Origin of the sequence: Burkholderia sp. Tr-862 (genome assembly GCF_011753085.1) — a bacterium.
In the GTDB taxonomy this organism is placed as follows: Bacteria; Pseudomonadota; Gammaproteobacteria; order Burkholderiales; family Burkholderiaceae; genus Burkholderia; species Burkholderia ambifaria.
In genome coordinates this window covers 1-14,617 of the sequence record NZ_VWWG01000154.1, presented here as the reverse complement: position 1 = coordinate 14,617, position 14,617 = coordinate 1, and the positions used below count along the sequence as shown (strand labels likewise).

Annotated in this window: 12 protein-coding genes and 2 pseudogenes; 5 read left to right on the top strand and 9 right to left on the bottom strand. The window is 69.9% G+C overall.

Features of this window, described 5'->3' with window-relative positions:
• A partial coding sequence (locus F3J14_RS28040) for a 2,3-butanediol dehydrogenase (RefSeq protein ID WP_166725728.1) occupies positions 1–1,033 on the bottom strand: 1,033 nt, incomplete at its 3' end.
• A 491-nt stretch (positions 1,034–1,524) separates the two neighbouring features.
• Here F3J14_RS28040 and F3J14_RS28035 point away from each other — a divergent pair.
• Positions 1,525–2,007, top strand: coding sequence for a DUF3331 domain-containing protein (locus F3J14_RS28035; RefSeq protein ID WP_166725726.1), 483 nt, complete (start codon positions 1,525–1,527; stop codon positions 2,005–2,007).
• A 23-nt stretch (positions 2,008–2,030) separates the two neighbouring features.
• Here the strand turns inward: F3J14_RS28035 and F3J14_RS28030 are convergent, their stop codons facing one another.
• Positions 2,031–3,230, bottom strand: coding sequence for a GNAT family N-acetyltransferase (locus F3J14_RS28030; RefSeq protein ID WP_166725725.1), 1,200 nt, complete (start codon positions 3,228–3,230; stop codon positions 2,031–2,033).
• 186 nt (positions 3,231–3,416) lie between these two features.
• Here F3J14_RS28030 and F3J14_RS28025 point away from each other — a divergent pair, with 186 nt between their 5' ends.
• Positions 3,417–4,889: a PLP-dependent aminotransferase family protein gene (locus F3J14_RS28025; RefSeq protein WP_166725724.1), complete on the top strand. Its 1,473-nt coding sequence runs from the start codon at positions 3,417–3,419 to the stop codon at positions 4,887–4,889.
• 13 nt (positions 4,890–4,902) lie between these two features.
• On the opposite strand, the pseudogene F3J14_RS28020 reads toward F3J14_RS28025, so the two are convergent.
• Positions 4,903–5,007 (bottom strand): annotated as a pseudogene (locus tag F3J14_RS28020) (transcriptional regulator); the annotation flags it as partial.
• An 89-nt stretch (positions 5,008–5,096) separates the two neighbouring features.
• Positions 5,097–6,350, bottom strand: a complete 1,254-nt coding sequence (locus F3J14_RS28015; RefSeq protein ID WP_166725723.1) for an MFS transporter — start codon at positions 6,348–6,350, stop codon at positions 5,097–5,099.
• A gap of 149 nt (positions 6,351–6,499) precedes the next feature.
• Between F3J14_RS28015 and F3J14_RS28010 the strand changes: the two genes are divergently transcribed.
• The 3 genes from F3J14_RS28010 to F3J14_RS28000 all read left to right on the top strand — a co-directional run bounded on the left by F3J14_RS28010 (position 6,500) and on the right by F3J14_RS28000 (position 10,700).
• Positions 6,500–7,375, top strand: a complete 876-nt coding sequence (locus F3J14_RS28010) for a LysR family transcriptional regulator (RefSeq protein WP_166725722.1) — start codon at positions 6,500–6,502, stop codon at positions 7,373–7,375.
• Positions 7,376–7,648: 273 nt separating this feature from the next.
• A complete protein-coding gene (locus F3J14_RS28005; protein WP_166725727.1) occupies positions 7,649–9,262 on the top strand; it encodes a trypsin-like peptidase domain-containing protein in 1,614 nt (537 codons plus the stop codon).
• Positions 9,263–9,488: 226 nt separating this feature from the next.
• Positions 9,489–10,700 (top strand): MFS transporter, encoded by a 1,212-nt coding sequence (locus F3J14_RS28000; protein WP_166725721.1) that lies wholly within the window; start codon positions 9,489–9,491, stop codon positions 10,698–10,700.
• A gap of 119 nt (positions 10,701–10,819) precedes the next feature.
• Here the strand turns inward: F3J14_RS28000 and F3J14_RS27995 are convergent, their stop codons facing one another.
• The 5 genes and pseudogenes from F3J14_RS27995 to F3J14_RS27975 form a co-directional block, all read right to left on the bottom strand.
• On the bottom strand, positions 10,820–11,518 hold the full coding sequence (locus F3J14_RS27995) for a fumarylacetoacetate hydrolase family protein (protein ID WP_166725720.1): 699 nt from the start codon (positions 11,516–11,518) through the stop codon (positions 10,820–10,822).
• 129 nt (positions 11,519–11,647) lie between these two features.
• Positions 11,648–12,589: a helix-turn-helix transcriptional regulator gene (locus F3J14_RS27990; protein ID WP_126225501.1), complete on the bottom strand. Its 942-nt coding sequence runs from the start codon at positions 12,587–12,589 to the stop codon at positions 11,648–11,650.
• Between the two features lie 127 nt (positions 12,590–12,716).
• Positions 12,717–13,508 carry a YkgJ family cysteine cluster protein gene (locus F3J14_RS27985; protein WP_166725719.1) on the bottom strand — a complete coding sequence of 264 codons (792 nt, stop codon included), beginning with the start codon at positions 13,506–13,508 and terminating at the stop codon, positions 12,717–12,719.
• 32 nt (positions 13,509–13,540) lie between these two features.
• Positions 13,541–14,140, bottom strand: coding sequence for a uracil-DNA glycosylase family protein (locus F3J14_RS27980; protein WP_166725718.1), 600 nt, complete (start codon positions 14,138–14,140; stop codon positions 13,541–13,543).
• A 163-nt stretch (positions 14,141–14,303) separates the two neighbouring features.
• Positions 14,304–14,617, bottom strand: a pseudogene (locus F3J14_RS27975) (nitrate ABC transporter substrate-binding protein); the annotation flags it as partial.

Here is a 14,617-nt window from a genome sequence, read left to right as displayed (position 1 = left end):
CGTTCCGGTCCTTGTGGTTGACCAGTTCCTCGAAGCCGTGCGTGACGATGTCGCCGAGCGTGATCCGCCCGGTGATCAGCGGCTGCACGTCGATGCGGCCGTCCGCGATGAAGCGGATCACGTCCGCGAATTCGCCGTTGTACGCGAGCGAACCGATCACTTCCTTCTCGGTCGACACGATGTCGAAGAAGTTGAACGACGTCGGCTCCTCGAAGATGCCGACCATCACCGACTTGCCGGCCTTGCGGATCACGTCGATCGCGAGCTGCGCGGTGGCCGTATGCCCGATGCACTCGAACGACACGTCGGCGCCGTAGCCGCCCGTCAGCGCCTTGATTTCCGCGATTGCGTCCGACGCCTTCGGGTCGATCACGATCGTTGCGCCGACTTCCAGCGCCTTCTGCTTGCGCGCGGCCGACATTTCCAGCGCGATCACGCGCCCGGCGCCCGCGGCCTTCGCGCACATGATCGTGCACAGCCCGATCGTGCCGGCGCCGACCACGACGACGGTCTGGCCGACGATGTTGCCGGCCTTCTTCACCGCGTGCAGCCCGACCGCGAGCGGTTCGATCAATGCGCCGGCCTCGGTCGGGAAGTTCTCGGGCAGCTTGTACAGCAGCTCGGCCGGCACGTTCACGTATTCGGCGAACGCGCCATTGTTCATCAGCCCGGTGAACGCGAGGTTCTCGCAGATGTTGTACAGCCCGTGCTTGCAATACCAGCAGGTGCCGCAATGCTGGCACGCGTCGGCCGTCACACGGTCGCCGGGCGCGAAACCCGTCACGCCCGCGCCCAGCGCCGCGATTTCGCCGCTGAACTCGTGGCCGAGGATGCACTGGCCCTTCAGGCCCGTCAGCGGGTGCGGCGCGTCGACCGGGATGAACACGGGCCCGGCGACGTATTCGTGCAGGTCGGAGCCGCAGATGCCGCACCAGTGCACGCGGATCTGGACCCAGCCGGCCGGCGGGTGCGCCGGAACGGGAACCTCTTCGACGCGGATGTCGTTGCGGCCGTGCCAGACGGCGGCCTTCATGCTGGGTGCGGTATTCGATGCCGGTGTGCTCACGTTGCTGTCTCCGTCAGGTTGTCGTCGGACGCGCGGCAAACGGCCGGTGCGTCCGTCGCGCGATTGCGCGAGCGATCGATATGCAGGAACGGGGCCAGCTTGGATCGGCGTTTGCGTGGCGAGCGAGTCGGGGCCGTGGTGTGCAGTGCAGCAGGGCGTCTTGCGTTGACATCCGGCAATGCCGCGTGAGTCGCGCGCGGAATTTGCTGCGATTGCGATGGCGTGGTTCGCGTGAGACGCCGGGACATTCGTCTCAGCCGTTTGAGACGAAACGCGAGACGCGTGGCTCGGCCGGGGTTGCCGTCGCACGCGGTTGTGCCAGCCCATTGTGCCGATCAGCGAAACGCATCGTTGCGCACGTTTCCCTTTACTTGAAGTTAACTTCAATTTGTATCATCTGCGGCAGCCCGATCGCGCGGAGCGCGGCCCGTTTCAATCTTCACGGAATGTCGTCAAGCATGCCGAACTTCATCGAAAGCCTGATCTGCGAATACGTGTCGTATCACATGCTGGTCGCCGACGAGCGAGACGTCATGCCGTCGCCGGTGGAGGCTGCGATGGCGCGGCCGTCGGAGAGTGACGATCGCGCACCGGTGCCGGAGCCTGTCGCGCCCGGCGTTTCACCGTTGCGTCCGCAACTGTTCGTCACGGTCCTGGAGGCCGGCGACAACGGCTTGCTGGTGCGCTGGAGCGAAAGCGGGCGCTGCCATTACGGCGAGCAGCGCTGGCGCTTGCGCGTCGCATCGCAGGCGGGCCGCTGCGCGATCTCGGGGCAGCCGATCGAGTCGGGCGAGCTGGTGTACCGGCCGGTGCGGCGGCCGGTGCCCGTCAACGGCGACGAGATGATCCGCCCCGCGGCGGTGCCGGGCGCGGCCGGCGTCGTGTGTCACGTTGCGCCGGCCTGCGGCGAGGCGGCGGATCCGGTCGATGTCCTCGGCTGAACGCGGTCGGATGCACCTGCGCGTTACTTGAGATCCTTCCGGTACTGGATGAACCCCGCGTTGTTCGCGAGCTTGTCGTACAGCGCCCGGGCGGTCGTATTGGTTTCATGCGTGAGCCAGTACACGCGGCTCGCGCCGGCTTCGCGGGCCCGCTCGTACACGGCCTCGATCAGCGCGCCGCCGGCGCCTTGCCCGCGCGCGTCGGCCGCCGTGAACAGATCCTGCAGGTAGCAGTACGGCCCTTCGGTCCAGCACGAGCGGTGGTAGATCGCGTGCACGATGCCGACCAGCGCTCCCGACGCGTCGAATGCGCCGAGCACGAACATCGGTTCGGCGGGATCCATCAGGCGTGCCCACGTCGTCGCGAACACGGCGTCGCTCAGCGCGGTCTCGTAGAACTTCTGATAACCCTGCCACAGCGGGCGCCACGCGGCTTCGTCGGCGGCGACGAGCGGCCGGACCGTGACGCGCGGTGCGTCGTTCGCACGGCCGGCCGCGTCGCGGGCACGCGCCTGCGCGTGGCGGATCGCGACGAGCGACTCGCGCTGCGCGCCGCCGGCGTCGAAGTTCTCCGGCGCGAGCCAGGCTTCGAACGCGGCGCGCACGGCAGGCCATTCGCCGTCGACGATCGAGAACCAGGCGGTATCGCGATTGCGGCCTTTGTAGATGATCGCCTGCCGGAACGTGCCTTCGTAACGGAAGCCGAGCCGGGCGGCGGCCTTGCGCGACGGCTCGTTCAGGTCGTCGCACTTCCATTCGTAGCGCCGGTAGCCGAGCGTGTCGAACGCGTACTGCATCAGCAGGTACTGCGCTTCGGTCGAAATCGGCGTGCGCTTGAGCAGCGGCGAGAACGTGACGGAGCCGACCTCGATCACGCCGTTGGCCGGATCGATGCGCATCAGCGCGAGCGTGCCGACCGCGCGGTTCGTCGTGCGGTCGATCACCGTGTAGTGCAGCGGATCGGCGCTCGCCGCCGCGCCGCGCGCGTAGTCGCGGTAGCTCGACTCGTCGGCGTACGGACCGTGCGCGAGATAGGTCCAGTCGGCGCCGTCGGGCGCCTGCGCGTACGCGGCGTACAGGTCGGCGGCATGGCGGTCGGCGTCGAGCGGTTCGAGGCGGCAGTAGCGGCCCTCGAGCACGATGCGCTCCGGGCGCGGGCGCGCGGACCAGTCGGGAACGGGGCGGCCGATCGGCTGCTGGAAGTCGTTGGTGAGCGTGGACAAGGTCGATCTCGCTTCGGTTGGCGGCCGGCGACATGCCGGCATGCAGACGATCGTAGTCCTGGCGAGGTACCATGAGAAGCGCCAGGCGACGGTAAATTTATGGTGCCACGGGGGTGCAACGCCGGTGCCGTGATTGCGCCACGATCGCCGCGCCATGCACCGAGACTTCCACGCCGCCATACGCTGATGACGACAATCCTTCCTTCCGGCACCGCGCCGCTATTGCCGCTCGACGCGCCGCTCGCGCGCACGGCCGGTGCGCCTTCCTTGCAGCGGCAATTGCTGCGCCGCGTGCGCGACGCGATTCTCGGCGGCGCGATGCCGGCCGGCACGCGGCTGCCCGGCACGCGGGCGCTGGCCGAGACGCTCGGCGTGTCGCGCAACACGACGGCGGCCGTCTACGAGCAACTCGTCGCCGAAGGCTTCCTGCAATCCGATCGCCGCGGCACGCGCGTGGTGGGCCTGTCGCGGCCGGCGGCGCCGCGTCGGCGGGCCGCGCCGCCGGTCGTCGCGCAACGGCTCGGCCGGATGCGTCCGAGCCTGATTGGCACCGGCGAGTCGGACGCCTTTCGGCCGGGCGTGCCCGCGCTGTCGCATTTCCCGGTCGATGCGTGGCGGCACGCGATCGACCGCGCGCTGCGCCGCGCCGGCCGCGACCTGCTCGCGTACGGCGACCCGCTCGGCGAGCGCGCGCTGCGCGAGTCGATCGCGCGCCACCTGGCCGTGACGCGCGGCGTGCGCTGCGATCCCGAGCAGATCGTGATCACCGAAGGCGCACAGGGCGCGATCGCGCTGTGCGCGCAGCTGCTGACGAATCCCGGCGATACGGTCTGGGTCGAGGAGCCCGGCTATCGCGGCGCGCGCACCGCGATGCAGGCGGCCGATCTCGACGTCGTGCCGATGCCGGTCGACGCGGAGGGGCTGCGCGCGGAAGACGCGGACTGGCGCGAGCGGACGCCGCGGCTCGTTTATACGACGCCGTCGAACCAGTTTCCGACCGGCGCGGTGCTGTCGATTTCGCGCCGGCTCGCGCTGATCGACGCCGCGCGCCGGCATCGCGCGTGGATTATCGAGGACGACTACGACAGCGAGTTTCGTCACACCGGCGAGCCGATCGGCGCGTTGCAGGGGCTCGCGGCCGATTCGCCGGTCGTCTATCTCGGCTCGTTCAGCAAGACGATGTTTCCGGCGCTGCGGATCGGCTTTCTCGTGCTGCCCGACGCGCTGCTGGCCGCGGTGCGGCCGGCGCTGCCGGAGATGCTGCGCGGCGGGACGCGCCACGTGCAGCTCGCGCTCGCCGATTTCATCGAGTCGGGGGAGTACGGGCGGCATCTCGGGCGGATGCGCCGGCTGTATCGCGACCGGCGGCGCGCGCTGCTCGCCGCGCTGGACGACGCGTTCACCGCGTCGCATCAGGTCGAAGGCGGGCCGTGCGGGCTGCATCTGGCGCTGCGGCTGCCGGCGCGCTATCGCGACCGCGCGATCGTCGAAGCGGCGCGCGAGCATGGCATCGGGCCGTTTCCGCTGTCGGGGTTTTCGCTCCACGCGACGTCGGCGGCCAACGGGCTCGTGCTCGGCTTCGGCAATACGTCGGCCGATGCGTTCGCGCCGATGCTGCGGACCTTGTCGGCGATCGCGCATCGGGTCGCGGGGGATTGAACGACGGCGACGCGAGCAGCGGGTGGTCGGCCAGCACAACGGCCGCGTGATGCCACTGGAAGCAGGGCAGCGACCCGAGGTCCTTGTAATCGGTGATCGCCTCGGTCGCGATCGTGAGAGGGTGGGGATTGCCGAACAGCACATCGCGGAGGCGAGCCGCAAGCGGCCGACGGGCGGTGTGCCGGCCCGCGCGTGAAGTGACGCCGCTTACCGCACGCGCTCCGCGCGAATGATCCGGCGCGCTGCCACCAGGCTCAATGCGAGCAACACCGCGACATACGCGACAACCGCACCCCACGCGCCGTGTTGCCAGAACGTGCCGCCGGCCGAGCCCAGCACGCTCGACCCGAGGTAATAGGCCAGCAGGTACAGCGACGCGGCGTGCCCCTTCGCCGATCCGGCAAGGTGCCCGACCCAGCCGCTCGCGACCGCATGGGCGACGAAGAAGCCGATGGTGATCAGCACGATCCCGACGATGATCGCGACGAGCGAATGCGACAGCGTCAGCGCGAGGCCGGCCGCGAACACGAGAATGCCGCTGACGAGGACGGGCGCGCGCCCGAGACGATCCGCGAGGGCGCCCGCGCTCGACGAGGACACCATCCCGAACAGATAGGCGCCGAAGATCAGCCCGCAGGCGGTCGCGCTCAGGTTGAACGGCGCGGCCGTCAGCCGGAACCCGGCGTAGTTGTACACCGTCACGAACGAGCCCATCACGAGAAAGCCGATCGCGAACACGAACGGAAGCCGCGCGTGATGCAGTTGCGCGTTCCATAGCCGCAGGTGATGGCGCAGCGTCAGGTCGGTTCGCTTCACGAAGCGCCGCGATTGCGGCAGCAGCATCACGAACGCGATCGCCGCGACGAGGTCGACGACGCCGATCGTCAGCATCGCGGTGCGCCACGAGAAGTACTCTTCGAGCGCGCTCATCCCGATCCGCCCGATCATGCCGCCGAACGCGGTGCCGCCGACATAGAGCCCCATCGACAGCCCGAGCCCGTCGGGCGCGATTTCCTCGGCAAGATAGGCCATCGCCACGGCCGGGACGCCGCCGAGCGCGAAACCTTCGAGCGCGCGCCAGATCAGCAGCAGGTTCCAGTTCGGCGAAATCGCCGCCAGCACGTTGAACAGCGCGGCCAGCGTCATCGACGCGAACATCAGCCCGCGCCGCCCGACGCGTTCGGACAGCGCGCCGGCGCACAGGATGGAGACCGCCAGCATCCCGGTCGACAGCGACAGGGACAGCGAGCTCGACGCCGCGCCGAGATGGAACTCGCGCGCGAACGCGGGCAGCAACGGCTGGACGCAATACAGCAACGAGAAGGTGGAAAAGCCGGCCAGGAACAGCGCCAGCGCGATGCGCTTGTAGGCCGCCGAGCCCGGCGACACGCCCGCGGGCAGCGCATCCGGCGGGACGTTCGGAAGGCGAGTCGCGGCGGGCGGAATCGCAGGGGAAGACATGGTTGGCACCCGATGGGCTAGGGAATACCCCGAATTCTTGCGCACGCTCATACATATGTCCAATATATGAAAGAAACCGTAGCGATACGTTTTACGACTGACCTGGAGGCGCGCGTCGCGCTTCCATCCACCCCGGGATCACATCGCGCATGGAACTTCGGCATCTCCGATATTTTCTGGCCGTGGCCGCCACGTCGAACTTCACGAAGGCCGCGGAAACGCTCGGCATGGGGCAGCCGCCGCTGAGCCAGCAGATCAAGGCGCTCGAGAGCGAACTCGGCGTGGAACTGTTCAAGCGGACCGCGCGCGGTGCCGAACTGACCGTTGCCGGCGAGGTGTTCGCGGAAGAGGCGCGGCGCGTGCTCGACGACACCGAGCGCGCGGCGCGGGCGGCAAAACGAGCCGCGCGCGGGGAAATCGGGCAGCTTCGCGTCGGTTTTACCGGCACGGCAGCCTTCAATTCGAAAGTGGCAGACCTGATTCGCCGCTTTCGCGAAGCGTTTCCGGACACGGAGCTGACGTTGCAGGAGGCGACCTCCGGCGTGCTGCTCGAGGCGCTGGAGGCCGGGCGGCTCGATGTCGCGATCGTGCGTCCCGAGCGGCGTATCGCCGATACGTTGCTGGCAGCGGACTGGGACGAGGAGCCGATGTTCGTGGCGTTGCCGGTCGGGCATCGGCTCGCGCGGCGGCGTCGCATCGATCTGGCGGAGCTGGCCGACGAGGCGTTCGTGCAGGTGCCGCGCGAAGCCGGCAGCGCGCTGTTCGACGACATCGTCGCCGCGTGCAATGCCGTCGGGTTTCAACCGCGCATGGCGCAGCCCGCGCCGCAGATCACGTCGGCCGTGACGCTCGTCGCGGCCGGGCTCGGCGTGTCGATCGTGCCGAAGGCGATCACGCAGGTGCAGGTCGCGGGCGTCGTATATCGGCCGGTCGCGGGCAATGGGTTGCGCGCGAGGCTGGCGATCGCGTCACGACGCGATGACCCGTCGGCGGTGGTGCGCAATTTTCTGGCGCTTGCCTGGTAGCGCGGGACGGTGGTGCGCGACGACGGTGCGGGATCTATCGCGGCCGCGCGCATCGCATGCAATTTGCGGTGAATATTCTGATTGACGAACCGCGAAACTTGCCCGGAACGAACGCTGTCGCGGTTTTGCCGCCATTCGACCGCTCGGCATGCGGGTTTCGAATCGTGTATTGCCGAGGCGGCGTGGACTATAAATGGATGCGTGTACCGGCGCCTGCCGGGCGTCCGCGTGTCTCGCGCGGGACGTCGCCGCGACTGCCGGGGGAGGTGCACCGTGGTTCGCCAGACGCTTGCTCGCGCCGTGCTTCGCACCGCGTTGATCGGGGGCGTATTCGCCGGCATTTTGTCGTCGTCGCCGCCAACCCATGCCGGGACCGTGGCGACGCCCGCCACACCGCCTGTCATGAAGGGCAGGCCCGCCGCCCGGGCTTACTCGACGCCGGTCGACTTTCCGGCGATCGTTGACCGCTACGGCCCGGCGGTCGTGACCATCATGACCGCCGCGCCCGACCAGCAGGCCGGCGGGCCGTCCTTCGCGATTCTCGAACCCGACGATCCGCTTGCCGGGTTCTTCCGCCGCGGCGCGCCGCCTCCACCGCCGCCTCCACCCATGCCCGGGCAGGGCCCGCAGGCGCCATTGCCCGATACGTCGCCGCGCGCGATCGCGGGCAGCGGCTCGGGCTTCATCGTCAGCGCCGACGGGCTGATCCTGACGTCCGCGCATGTCGTTGCCGACGCGACCGACGTCACGGTGCGACTGGCCGATCATCGTGACCTGAAGGCGACAGTGCTGGCCGTCGATCCGCAGAGCGACGTCGCGGTGCTGCGCGTCGACGCGACGAAGCTGCCGGTCGTGCGCATCGGCGATTCGGCGCGGGTGCGCGCCGGCGAACCGGTGATGACGATCGGCGCGCCTGAAGGCTCGGGCAACACGGTCACGGCCGGCATCGTCAGCGCGACGGCGCATCCGCTGCCGGACGGCACCGCGTTTCCGTTTTTCCAGACCGACATCGCGGTGAATCCCGACAACTCGGGCGGTCCCGTGTTCAACCGCGCGGGCGAGGTGATCGGCATCGCGGTGCAGGTCTACACCGGCGCCGACCGCTACGCGAGCACGACGTTCGCGATCCCGATCGCGTTCGCCATGAAGGTGCGTGCGCAAGCACAGGCGCAGATGCGGACCAACGCGCAGGCGCAGCGCGCGTCGTCGGGCAACGCGCTGGGCGTCGACGTTCAGGATGTCGGCGCCGGGTTGGCCGCCGCGTTCGGTCTGCCGCGTCCGATGGGCGCGCTCGTCAACGGCGTCGATCCCGGCTCGCCGGCCGCCGCGGCCGGCGTGAAGCCCGGCGACGTGATCGTGCAGTTCGGCGACAAGCAGATCGGCCAGTCTACCGAGCTGAACGACCTGGCCGCCGCGTTGCCGCCTGGCGGGAAGGCGCCGCTGCGGCTGATCCGCAATCGCACGTCGATGCGGCTGACGGTCACGGGAGCGGCGGCCGGTGACGCGATCGACAACGCGGCTTACAACTCGACCTACAACGCGCCCGCGACGGGCAGCGCAGGCACGGTCGGTGCTGCCGGCGCCGCCGGCGTGGCGATGGCCGCCGCACGGCCGGCTGATGGCGGCGATCGGCTCGGGCTGACGATGCATCCGCTGAGCGATGCCGAGCGGCGTTCGACCGGGCTCGCGGTCGGGATGATGGTGGATGCGGTGCACGGGCCGGCCGCGCGCGCGGGCATCCGTCCGGGTGATGTCGTGCTGGAACTGAACGATACGCTGCTCGAAACGCCGGAAGACGTGCCGGCGCTCGAAGCGAGCGGCGGCGTGATCGCGGTGCTGATCCAGCGCGAGAACGCGCGCAAGTTCGTGTCCGTGCGGGCGCGGTAGGGCGTTGACGGGAGCGGGGGCGTGCGCCTACCATCGTCCGACATCGCTGCCCGTGATTCGGGCATTCAGGAGCCATCCGGCATGAAAGCGGCAAACTTCATCGTGGTAGTACGCAAGCGCAGGGTCCGGTAGCGGCACCGCGCCGGCACCCATGCGCCCCCGACTTGCTCGGGGGTTTTTTTTGCATTGCGCACGGCCACGCGGCGCGTGCGAGGAGGGCATCCGCTTGCAATCGAACCTGCCGATCGCTTCCGAACCGGCTTCGCCCCGACACGCGACGCTGATCCTGTTGTGCGCGTTCTCCGTGCTGCCGTTGAGCATGTTGCTGCCGTCGCTGCCTGCGATCGCGCGCGACCTGCGCGCCGACTACGGGCTCGTCGCGCTCGCGCTCGGCGGATACGCGGCGGTTGCCGCATCGCTCGAGTTCGTGATGGGGCCGTTGTCGGACCGGTTCGGGCGACGGCCGATCATGCTGGCGAGCCTCGGTGTCTTCACGCTCGGGTCGCTGGGCTGCGCGATGGCGACCGATATCCGCATGTTCCTCGCGTGCCGGCTGATGCAGGCGGCGATCACGTCGGTCTATCCGGTGTCGATGGCGACGCTGCGTGACACCGCCGGCGGCGAACGCGCGGCGAGCCGCATCGGCTATGCGGCGATGGCGGCCGCGTTCGCGCCGATGATCGGCCCGACGCTCGGCGGCGCGCTCGATCAGACGGTCGGCTGGCGGTCGAGCTTCTGGCTGCTCGGCGCGGCGGGTATCGCGCTGCTCGGCTGGTGCGGGTTCGATCTCGCGGAGACCCATACGAAGCGCGCCATGACTCTTGCGCATCAGCTTCGCGCGTATCCGGCGCTGCTGCGTGCGCGCCGCTTCTGGGCGTATGCGCTTTGCATGGCATTTTCGACCGGCGCGTTCTACGCGTTCCTGGCCGGCGCGCCGCTCGCCGCGCAAGCGAAGTTCGGCATCCCGCCGGCGGAAGTTGGCTTGTACATGGGAACGATCACGGCCGGCTTCGTGTGCGGCAGCTTTCTGGCCGCGCGTCACGCGCACCGCTATCCGCTCGCCGCGACGATCCTGTACGCACGCGTGGTCGCCTGCATGGGACCGGTGATCGGGCTCGCGCTGTTTTTTGGCGGTGCGACGCATGCGATCGCATGGTTCGGGCCGTGCGTGCTGATCGGCGTCGGCAACGGGCTGTCGAATCCCGGTGCGCATGCCGGCGCGATGTCGGTGCGGCCGGACCTGGCCGGTAGCGCATCGGGGCTGGTCGGGGCGATGACGATCGCGGGCGGAGCTGCACTGTCGTCGCTGACGGGCGCGGTGCTGACCGTCGGCAACGCGGGTTATGCGCCTTTGGCCGTGATGTTGCTGTCCGCGGCAATCGCGTTGGCGGCGGCCGGGTGCATCCGAATCTTCGACGCACGCGAACAGGATGCGTGATCGACCGCAGGCATGAAGGGGCCTGCCGATCCGGCGCGATGGCTTCGCCGCCCGGATCGGCAGGGATCGACGCGACGGCCGTCGGATGGACGTCGCGTTGCGTGGCCCTGGAGTTCCCGTTACGGCTTCGCCCCCATTACGAACTCGAACGCCGCCACCCCATCGACGCCGCCCGTCACGCGATCGCCCGGCTGCAGCGCGCCGACGCCCGCCGGCGTGCCGGTGAAGATCAGGTCGCCGGCCTTCAGCTCGACGGAGCGCGACACGTACGCGATCACGTCCGGCACGGCCCAGATCATGTCGGCGAGATCGCCTTGCTGGCGCGTTTCACCGTTCACCGCGAGCCAGATCCGCCCGCTTGCCGGATGGCCGGTGACGCTCGCCGAGCGCAGCGCGGTCACGGGGCCCGACGCGTCGAAGCCCTTCGCCCAGTCCCATGGCCGGCTCAGTTTCTTTGCCTCGGCCTGCAGGTCGCGGCGCGTGAGGTCGACGCCGACGCCGTAACCCCACACGTGCGATAGCGCATCGGCCGGGTCGATCGACCGGCCGTCCTTGCCGATCGCGACGACCAGCTCGATTTCGTGATGCAGGTCGCTGGTCAGCGGCGGATACGGGATGGTGCCGCCGGCCGGGACGATCGCGTCGGCCGGCTTCGTGAAGAAGAAGGGCGGTTCGCGGTCGGGATCGGCGCCCATTTCGCGCGCGTGATCGGCGTAGTTGCGGCCGACGCAGAACACGCGGCGCACCGGAAAGCGCGCGGACGACTGATCGACTTCGACGGAAGGACGCTCGGAAGCGTCGATGACGTATGCGGACATCGGATGGCCTCGTTCGATGGAAAGACGGATGCCGCCGCCCGCGCAGTGCGCCGCGGACCGGCATGCATGGAACGATACCCGACGCATGCGCGCCCGGATGCGACGCAACTGCGTTTTAACCGGACAAATCTACGCGTCGCCGGCCGCCGGCGCCGCGTCGGCGTCCGGCAACGCGGCGTTGGCGTCCCGGTACGCCTTCGGCGACACGCCGACCCGCGCGCGGAAGCGCCGCGCGAAATACCCTTCGTCGCGGAAGCCGACCGAGCGCGCGATGTCCGCGATGCGGCGGCTCGTATGCGCGAGCAGCGATTGCGCGAGCGCGATCCGGCGCTCGGTCACGAGATCGGTGAAGGTGCTGCCGGTTTCCTTGCGCACCAGGTGCGCGAGGTAGTTCGGCGACAGGAACGCGGCCTCGGCGGTGGCCGCGAGCGTCAGGTCCTCGCGGGTCAGGTTCGCGCGCACGTGGCGCAGCACGCGCGCGAGTGCGTCGCGCCGGCCCGCGCGCTGGGCGCCGCGCTGCGCGAGCTTGTCGAGTGCGCCCGCGTACTGCGTGCAGACGAGCCCGATCAACTGCAGCAGGTAGCCGCGCAGCAGCGTGGTCGAGCCGAACGTGCGCACGCGATCGGCGTCGAGCATGCAGAGCGCGAGGCGGCGCGCCTCGTCGAACGCGTCGCCGGTCAGGATGAAGTCGAGATGTTCCTGGAAGCGGAACGGCGTCAGCTCGGGAAAGCGGTGCGCGGGAACGTCCTCGAGATCGAGCGGATCGACGTCGAGATCGGCGCGCAGGAACGCCTGGCTGAAGTTGATCACGATGAAGTGTGCGCCGTCCGGATGCGGAATCAGGTGCTCGCGGTGCGGCAGCACGAACGCGAGCGCGCCGCGCGGAAACGGCCGCGTGACGCCGCCGATCCGCTGCTCGGTGTCGCCGCCGAGGTTGAACTGGATCTGGAAATACGCGTGACGGTGCGGCTCGGTGATCGCCTGGCGCGACGCCTGGTCGCGGATGTAGAAATCGAGCCGGTCGCTGCGTTCGGGCATCCCGTACAGGCGCGGCGGGGCGGTGGAGGGCATGAAGGATTCTGCTGGTCGTGACGCGGTTGAGCCGCGATGGTACAGCGAACCGCGCGCGGCCGGAATGCGCCGGTCGATCCGCGCGGGCCGGTCGGGTGGGCGAGGCGCTCCGCGCGGCGACGGCGAATTACGTAGCCGGATGAAAGCCGAGGTAGCGGCAGCGGGTGCCGGCCTCGTCATTTGCGAGCCGGCTGGAGGCGCCGACCGAGCGGAGCGTGTCGGCCGTCGCGGCGCGATTCGTCAGCAGCGTCCACGCCGGAGTCGCGCGATCGCTGGCCACCACCTCCGCCGCCGTGTACGGATCGGGCAGCGCGCTCAGTTCGCGCAGCAATCTGTCGGCGGGCGGCGCATGAATCGCGAAGCCTTCGTTCGCGACGGCCGCGGCATCGATGCCGAGCGCCGCGCACAGTCGCGCGCGCAGCGGCGCCTCCGCCGCGCTTGCTTCCCGCGAGCGCGCGATGTTCTCGCGCGTTTGCACATCGACGATCATGCCGTGGCGGGCGAGCGGCGCGTGCTGCCAGGCGTCGGTTGGGCACTGCTTGCCGTCCGGCATCAGCGGCACGAACGGGTTGACCTCGGCCGGGTAGATCCGGCATACCAGCGGTCGTTCGTCGTAGATGCCGCAGCGCAGGTCGTCGCGCAGGTTCGGGCACGGCCCCGCATGCGACGCGGTGAGCATGGCGGTGACACGTATCGGCAGCGTGCCGCTGAGCGCGGGCGACGAACGTGCCCGCTTGTACGCGGCGAACGCGTCGTCGGCGGCCGGTTCGACGGGCCATGGCATGGCGTCGCACAGCAGCTCCACGTGGCCGCCGCGCCGTAGCCATGCAGCGGCCTCGGCGATGGTCAGCGGAATGCGCAGGTCGTGGCAGCAGCGGCCGCAGCCGGTGCATGAAAAGTCGATGTCGTTCTGATTCATGTCGATGGGAAGCGCGGTGCGGGCGGCTGCCGTCAGGCCGCCACCAGCGGCGCGACGCGTCGGCGCAGCTCGGGCACGACCTCGGCGTCGAACCACGGATGATGTTTGAACCACGCCTGGTTGCGCGGCGACGGATGCGGCAGCGGCAGCACGTCGGGGCCGTAGTCGCGCCACGCCTGCACGGTGTCGGTCAGCGTCGCCTTGCGCGTGTCGCGCAGGAAATGCCGCTGCGCGTACTGGCCGATCAGCAGCGTCAGCCGGATCGACGGCAGTTCGGCGATCAGCCGGTCGATCCACAGTTGCGCGCATTCGGGGCGCGGCGGGTTGTCTCCGCTCGCGCCGCGGCCCGGATAGCAGAAGCCCATCGGCACGATCGCGAAGCGCGTCTCGTCGTAGAAGATGCCGGCGTCGACGCTCAGCCAGTCGCGCAGCCGCTTGCCGCTCGCATCGTCCCACGGGATCCCGCTCGCATGGACGCGGGCGCCGGGCGCCTGCCCGACGATCAGGATGCGCGCGTCGCGATGGGCGCGCACGACGGGACGCGGGCCGAGCGGCAGGTCGGCTTCGCAGGCGCGGCACGCGCGGATTTCAGTGAGCAGCACGTCGAGCGGCGTGCGCGTTCGTTTCGGCATCGATTCTGAACGGGGACGGACGGGGCGGCACGGATACCTGGGCGTCCGGGCGGCGCGGGGGCCTGGGCCGCCCGGCGCATCGCGTCAGGCGTTCCGCAAGGCGCGGCATCGCGCGGTGCGTCGGACCTGCGGCCCCGTGATGCCGGCATCCCGCGTATCGGGATCACGCGCCCGCTGAACCGCCTTCGGCGACCGCAGCATCATACAACGCCGTCTGCGCGATCGCCGCGGCGATCCCTGCGTCGTCGTGCGTGCCGTCGAGCATGCCCCAGCGCCGGTATTGCGACAGGAACCACTGGCCGTCGCGCGGATCCGGCCGGTTCACGGCGCCGCCGTCGTGGAAGCGGATCGGCAGCGGCGGCTGCGCGAACGGCCCCGCGCCGTAGTCGCCGAGCAGGCGCGGCGCGATCAGCCGGGCCGGCACGCCGAGCGCGTCGGGCGACGCGAGCCAGCCGGCCGCCTCGCGGCGGTGCGCAG

Coding starts and splice junctions, on each gene's coding strand:
- F3J14_RS28035 (WP_166725726.1), top strand. CDS start 1,525: ATGCCGAACTTCATCGAAAGCCTGATCTGCGAATACGTGTCGTATCAC.
- F3J14_RS28025 (WP_166725724.1), top strand. CDS start 3,417: ATGACGACAATCCTTCCTTCCGGCACCGCGCCGCTATTGCCGCTCGAC.
- F3J14_RS28015 (WP_166725723.1), bottom strand. CDS start 6,350: ATGTCTTCCCCTGCGATTCCGCCCGCCGCGACTCGCCTTCCGAACGTC.
- F3J14_RS28010 (WP_166725722.1), top strand. CDS start 6,500: ATGGAACTTCGGCATCTCCGATATTTTCTGGCCGTGGCCGCCACGTCG.
- F3J14_RS27995 (WP_166725720.1), bottom strand. CDS start 11,518: ATGTCCGCATACGTCATCGACGCTTCCGAGCGTCCTTCCGTCGAAGTC.
- F3J14_RS27990 (WP_126225501.1), bottom strand. CDS start 12,589: ATGCCCTCCACCGCCCCGCCGCGCCTGTACGGGATGCCCGAACGCAGC.
- F3J14_RS27985 (WP_166725719.1), bottom strand. CDS start 13,508: ATGAATCAGAACGACATCGACTTTTCATGCACCGGCTGCGGCCGCTGC.
- F3J14_RS27980 (WP_166725718.1), bottom strand. CDS start 14,140: ATGCCGAAACGAACGCGCACGCCGCTCGACGTGCTGCTCACTGAAATC.